Below are 5,360 nucleotides of genomic sequence, written 5' to 3'. Positions count from 1 at the left end.
AAGATAGCGTTACCAATAATTATAAGCGTTTTGAGGATAAAAACTACTTCCAGGATGAACTGTTTTTTAAACCAAAGTATTTAGACCCATATTTACTTATTGAAACTGGAGATAATTTTAGTCCGGAAGCCTCTAGAGCAACTAGTAGGAGATTGGGTACTATAGGTGCTTATAAATTTGTGAATATCAGGTATGATGAAGTAGATACTCTGGCCGTGGACAGTATTGGTCTTCTTGAAGCTAATATTTTTCTGTCACCGCTAAAAAAGCGTGCAATCAAAGCAGAGCTGCAGGCCCTAACAAAATCTAACAATTTTGCAGGTCCGCATCTTGGAGTAACCTTTTCAAATAGAAACCTGTTCAAAGGTGGTGAGCGACTGGATATCTCAGCTAATTTTGGATATGAAGTTCAGCTTGGAGATGGCGGAATCCCAGGAAGAAATTCTTTAAATTTTGCCCTTAGTAACGATCTAATTGTACCACGTCTTCTTTTCCCTATAGAGTTTAATAATAACTTTTTTAGATATGATATTCCGAAAACCAGGATCAGTCTGGGTGGAGATTATCTAAAGAGAGCTCAGTTATTTACACTTACGAGTCTAAACGCTGCCTTCGGTTATTTCTGGAATGCAAACAGGTATGTCACTCATGAATTAAATCCAATAGATCTTAACTTCATTAGACTCGGTAATGAAAGTGAGGAATTTGAAGAAATACTGAGGGAAAACCCTATTCTGGAAAGTAGTTTTGACCAGGAATTTATAGCTGGTCTCACTTATTCCTTTACCTATAATGGAATGATAGATGCCACGAAAAAGCACGTATTTTACCTCAATTCAAACTTTGATATTGCGGGTAATAGTATGAGCCTAATTGGTTCTGAAAATGAGGAAGGTAAAGATGAAGTTTTTGGACTGGATTATGCCCAATACGCTAAACTGGACATGGACTTTCGATATCACTATAGATTTGACAATCAAAGTTTAATTGCCACAAGATTATTTGGTGGTTATGGGATTCCTTACGGAAATTCAGATGTCATGCCATTTAGTAAGCAATATTTTTCTGGTGGTCCTTATAGTGTTAGAGCTTTTAGAACCAGATCTCTAGGGCCAGGTACTTTTCAAGGTGCAGAGGACAGTGAGCAATATCGTGACCAATCCGGTAATATTAGAATTGAAGCCAACGCAGAATATAGATTCCCGATTGTTACTTATCTAAACGGTGCTTTTTTCGTGGATGCTGGAAATGTATGGAATAGTAAATCTCAGGAAGAAACTGGTTTTGAACAAGGTCAATTTCAATCAGATTTTATCAATGAGCTAGGAATTGGGGCAGGAGCAGGTTTAAGAATAGATATCCAAAGTTTCGTGATAAGATTCGACCTTGCGTTTCCAATGCATGATCCAAATGAGCCACAAGGTGAAAGATGGGTAAACGATTTTGGTAGCCCAGTGTTCAATTTTGCTATTGGATATCCTTTTTAATGCTGAAGTTTCTGACCATAACATAGATCTCCGGCATCACCTAAACCAGGAACTATATAACCATTTTTATCCAGTTCATTGTCTATCGTAGCGATCCAGAGTTTAGAGTTTTCAGGAAACTCTGACTTTAAAAACTCAATCCCGTCCGAAGAGCCAATAACAGAAACAAGGTGGATTTTCGCGGGTTTTCCCATTGGGGCAATTGCTTTTAAAACATTGGCGAAAGATTTTCCCGTTGCAAGCATGGGATCTGCCAGAATTAGAGTTTTACCTTCCAGAGAGGGTGAAGCCAAATATTCAACCAGAACTTCGAAATTCTCATCATTATCAGGGTGATGTCTGTAAGCCGAAATAAAAGAATTTTCAGCATCATCAAAATAATTCAAGATTCCCTGGTGTAATGGTAAACCTGCTCGTAATATAGAACAGATCACAACCTCATTGTCTGGCTGGGCAATTTCAGAAGTTCCAAGCGGCGTTTCAATTGCCTGCTTTTGATAATTGAGTTCCTGGCTAAGTTCATAAGACATGATCTCTCCCAGTCGCTCAATGTTTCTACGGAAGCGCATACGGTCCTTTTGCACATGAATGTCTCTCAGTTGACTTATAAACTTATTAGCGATAGAATTATTTCTGGATAGTTCGTGAACCTGCATATAAATCTGACTTTTTTGATACTCAAAATTACTTTTTTTATTTTACTATAAAGAACACACTCAAACTGGAATTTGATCGTTTACATGCTAATTTTGAAAATTGGCTGTATTTTTGATATAGTTATGCTGTACAAACCACTTGCTATGAATAGATTGATTCTCATATTATTGATATTTAGTTCTGCTTCCCTCTATTCTCAAATTGAGATTCCTAGAAGTACAAATACCGGACGGGTTATTAAAGCTGAAGAATCAAATTCTACAGGTTTTCCTATTCTGAAGAGAGATAATACTGAAAAAGAAAGTCGGTTTTTGAAAGAGAAGCCCAAAGCTATAGATCTGAGGGAAAATCCTAATAATCTACTTACTGAAGCTGATGCTATGAAAGAAAAGTGGGCGAAAGATGCTGAAGTCAAAGAGGAATATAAATTTGATCAGAGTCTTGGGAACGTGGTTACACAAGGTAGATTTGTAGAAGTTTACTGCAGAGATCATCAATTTATAGATGGTGACAAAGTGCAGATCATCGTAAATGGTGAATTAGTGGAAGCGAGTGTTTTGCTTACTGCTGGTTTCAAACCTGTTTTGGTAAACTTGCAGGATGGCTTCAATAGCATACAATTTGTGGCGCTCAATCAGGGAAGTTCTGGTCCCAATACGGCAGAGTTGCGAGTACTAAGCGAAAAAGGGGAGATGCTTGCTAAAAAAGAATGGAACTTGCTTACTGGCGCAAAAGCCGAATTGATCGTCGTCAAAAATTAAAAAGTCTCTATTATAATTGGAAACAAAGTAATTATAGTTATTGATGTTATCTATAATTTCACAATAACTTAAGGTTCCCTTACAATCTTCTGTTAATCATTCTTCCTAAGCTTCTTTAAGTTGGTAAATTGAAATCAGTTAACCAATAAATTTAAAATTATGGGAATTGTAAAAGTGATTGAAGTGATTGCCGCTTCAGAAAAAAGTTTTGACGATGCAGTACAGAAAGCAGTTACAGAAGCTGCAAAAACGGTTAAGAATATAAGGTCAGTCTACGTTAAAGAGATGAAAGCTCATGTAGATGGGGACAAGATTACTTCTTATGCTGTAAATGCTAAAATATCTTTCGATAAAACTAGTTAGTTTTAGAAACTTATATATTAAAAAAATGCCGGGCCTGCGCCCGGCATTTTTTTATACATTCAAGCATAAAAGCTTAAATTTGCATGCAAAGAATTTATTAGATGCCTGCAGATATCATTGATCACATTAGTCGGGAAATTGACCTTTCGGAATTGGAGAAATCTGAATTCAGAAGTATACTTTCTGAAGTTTCTCTCCATAAAAAGGAACTTCTTATTAAACCGGGGCAAACCGTACAGAATGAATATTTTGTAGTAGAAGGTTGTTTGCGTGCATACTATCTCGATGAGCAAGGAAATAAGCATATTATCCAGTTTGCCATAGAAGACTGGTGGATTAGCGATTTCGAGGCCTTTTTTACAAATCAGCCATCAAAGCTTTACGTAGAAGCAATAGAAGACTCAAAACTATTATCCCTAAACCGTACACTCCTGGAAGAATTGTACCATAGAATTCCAAAATTCGAACGCTTTTTCAGGCTTAAGACCACCGGGGCTTTTGTCTCACTTAGAAAGAGAATTTTATCATCCCTTGAGAAATCGAACAAAGAGCGGTACCTGGATTTTTGCGAAACCTATCCGGAAATTGAAAAACGTGTTCAGAATTATCATATCGCTAATTATTTAGGAATGAAACCAGAAAGCCTGAGTAGAATCCGTAAAGATCTTGCCTAAGAAGGTATTCCAGATTTGCGAAATAACATCAAACATGCAAATAACTCATGTGAGCCCATTGTTTAAAATTGAATTACATTTTTACCTATAGATTTGCCAGATTCCTGAAGCTTATGAACTTCTCTGAAAACTTCAGCATTTAGCCCATAAAATTCTCTGTTTTTAGTTGATACGATTTTGCCGGAATCTGCTAATTCAGCGATTCGCGCTAATATTTCTTGCTGCCTGGACTTATCCCTGGTATTAAACATAGGTCTTGTAAACATCAATTCCCAATGAAAACTTATACTTTTTCCTTCAAAGCATTCAGATCTACTTTCTCGGTGGTATTTACTATACAGGCGATATGGCCTTGTGGAGAGATCAGCTTTGTCATTGTTTCCCAGTGTCCAGAAGTATCTGCTAAATTTAGAATATATGAGATTGAGTCTTTTTCATTCTTCAGTTCTTCAGATAATTTGTGGTGATTCACAACCCTGTCTGCGCCCATCTTTTTACACCATTGTACTGTATCTTCACGAGATGCTGTTGCAATCACTTCAAACTGAGTCAATTCTTTTAAGATTTGTATCGCAATAGAGCCAACTCCACCAGCACCACCAATGATAAGTATCTTCTCATCTTTTCCACCATTTTCAGTAATGTTCATCCTGTCAAAAATACATTCCCAGGCGGTTAATGCGGTTAGGGGCAAGGCAGCTGACTGCATCAAGTTTAATTTAGCTGGTTTCTTTGCCACAATTGCCGAATCTATACACTGGTATTCTGCATAACACCCAGGTTTCGTTATGTCACCGGCATAATAAACTTCATCACCCACGCTAAAGTTCTCCACATTAGTGCCAACCTCTTCAACAACTCCAGCTGCATCCCATCCAATTATCTTAGGTTCATTTATCTCTTCATTTTCCGCCGATTTTTGTCTTACCTTATAATCAACCGGATTTACAGATATTGCTTTAATCTTTACTAAAAGTTCATTCGAACTACAGGAAGGTCTATCGATTTCATATTCATTCAAACTTGCATTATTGCTGATAGGGAGTGAGCTTGTAAATCCAATTGCTTTCATAATTTTATTTCAAAATAATAATTTAAAATCAGAAAATACTTCAATTACTATTAAACCACATGTAATTATATTAGCTGAAGCCGAATGTGATGTTCTGAAGTAAAAGTTATTAAAATGGAAATTTTCAGAGCTCGACTATTTAAAGCTTTCAGAATTGATTTGCAATGACTATCTTTGTAAAAATTTTAGTGCAGGCCAGAATGGCTTATGCTCTCTCTGAATAAATCCTACAAAAGATAATCTTACACATTAAATTTTTCTGGTATTCGTTTAGTTGGTTCAATGCATTGAAATTTTCAACGAATATTAATTAATTTATAGTGAATGGCAAGATCCGGACAAACCC

7 protein-coding genes are annotated in these 5,360 nt (G+C 36.5%); 4 read left to right on the top strand and 3 right to left on the bottom strand.

Features of this window, described 5'->3' with window-relative positions; genetic code table 11:
* On the top strand, positions 1 to 1,487 hold a 1,487-nt coding region (gene tamL / locus ACNI3T_RS12330), incomplete at its 5' end, for a translocation and assembly module lipoprotein TamL (RefSeq protein WP_418228060.1).
* Here tamL and upp read toward each other — a convergent pair.
* Entirely contained in the window at positions 1,484 to 2,143 is a 660-nt protein-coding gene (gene upp / locus ACNI3T_RS12325) for a uracil phosphoribosyltransferase (protein WP_418228059.1), read from the bottom strand. The two genes, tamL and upp, sit on opposite strands and share 4 nt — an antisense overlap.
* A 144-nt stretch (positions 2,144 to 2,287) precedes the next feature.
* On the opposite strand from upp, the gene ACNI3T_RS12320 reads away from it, so the two are divergent.
* The 3 genes from ACNI3T_RS12320 (at position 2,288) to ACNI3T_RS12310 (ending at position 3,942) form a co-directional block, all read left to right on the top strand.
* Positions 2,288 to 2,905 carry a hypothetical protein gene (locus ACNI3T_RS12320; protein WP_418228058.1) on the top strand — a complete coding sequence of 206 codons (618 nt, stop codon included), beginning with the start codon at positions 2,288 to 2,290 and terminating at the stop codon, positions 2,903 to 2,905.
* A 159-nt stretch (positions 2,906 to 3,064) separates the two neighbouring features.
* Positions 3,065 to 3,268: a dodecin family protein gene (locus ACNI3T_RS12315; RefSeq protein WP_141877763.1), complete on the top strand. Its 204-nt coding sequence runs from the start codon at positions 3,065 to 3,067 to the stop codon at positions 3,266 to 3,268.
* A 101-nt stretch (positions 3,269 to 3,369) separates the two neighbouring features.
* Positions 3,370 to 3,942, top strand: a complete 573-nt coding sequence (locus tag ACNI3T_RS12310; RefSeq protein ID WP_418228057.1) for a Crp/Fnr family transcriptional regulator — start codon at positions 3,370 to 3,372, stop codon at positions 3,940 to 3,942.
* 62 nt (positions 3,943 to 4,004) lie between these two features.
* On the opposite strand, the gene ACNI3T_RS12305 is transcribed toward ACNI3T_RS12310, so the two are convergent.
* Together ACNI3T_RS12305 and ACNI3T_RS12300 are read right to left on the bottom strand one after the other, a co-directional pair.
* Positions 4,005 to 4,193, bottom strand: coding sequence for a hypothetical protein (locus tag ACNI3T_RS12305; RefSeq protein ID WP_418228305.1), 189 nt, complete (start codon positions 4,191 to 4,193; stop codon positions 4,005 to 4,007).
* A 32-nt stretch (positions 4,194 to 4,225) separates the two neighbouring features.
* On the bottom strand, positions 4,226 to 5,014 hold the full coding sequence (locus ACNI3T_RS12300; protein WP_418228056.1) for a zinc-binding alcohol dehydrogenase family protein: 789 nt from the start codon (positions 5,012 to 5,014) through the stop codon (positions 4,226 to 4,228).
* Positions 5,015 to 5,360: the final 346 nt, after the last annotated feature.

This window comes from Christiangramia qingdaonensis, from assembly GCF_048381525.1.
Taxonomy (GTDB): Bacteria; Bacteroidota; Bacteroidia; order Flavobacteriales; family Flavobacteriaceae; genus Christiangramia.
Note: the sequence above shows the minus strand (reverse complement) of the source record. Positions and strands in the feature narration are given on the sequence as shown.

Excerpts from the sequence above, each read along its gene's own strand:
- upp (WP_418228059.1), bottom strand. The coding sequence starts at position 2,143 with ATGCAGGTTCACGAACTATCCAGAAATAATTCTATCGCTAATAAGTTT.
- ACNI3T_RS12320 (WP_418228058.1), top strand. The coding sequence starts at position 2,288 with ATGAATAGATTGATTCTCATATTATTGATATTTAGTTCTGCTTCCCTC.
- ACNI3T_RS12315 (WP_141877763.1), top strand. The coding sequence starts at position 3,065 with ATGGGAATTGTAAAAGTGATTGAAGTGATTGCCGCTTCAGAAAAAAGT.
- ACNI3T_RS12310 (WP_418228057.1), top strand. The coding sequence starts at position 3,370 with ATGCCTGCAGATATCATTGATCACATTAGTCGGGAAATTGACCTTTCG.
- ACNI3T_RS12305 (WP_418228305.1), bottom strand. The coding sequence starts at position 4,193 with ATGTTTAATACCAGGGATAAGTCCAGGCAGCAAGAAATATTAGCGCGA.
- ACNI3T_RS12300 (WP_418228056.1), bottom strand. The coding sequence starts at position 5,014 with ATGAAAGCAATTGGATTTACAAGCTCACTCCCTATCAGCAATAATGCA.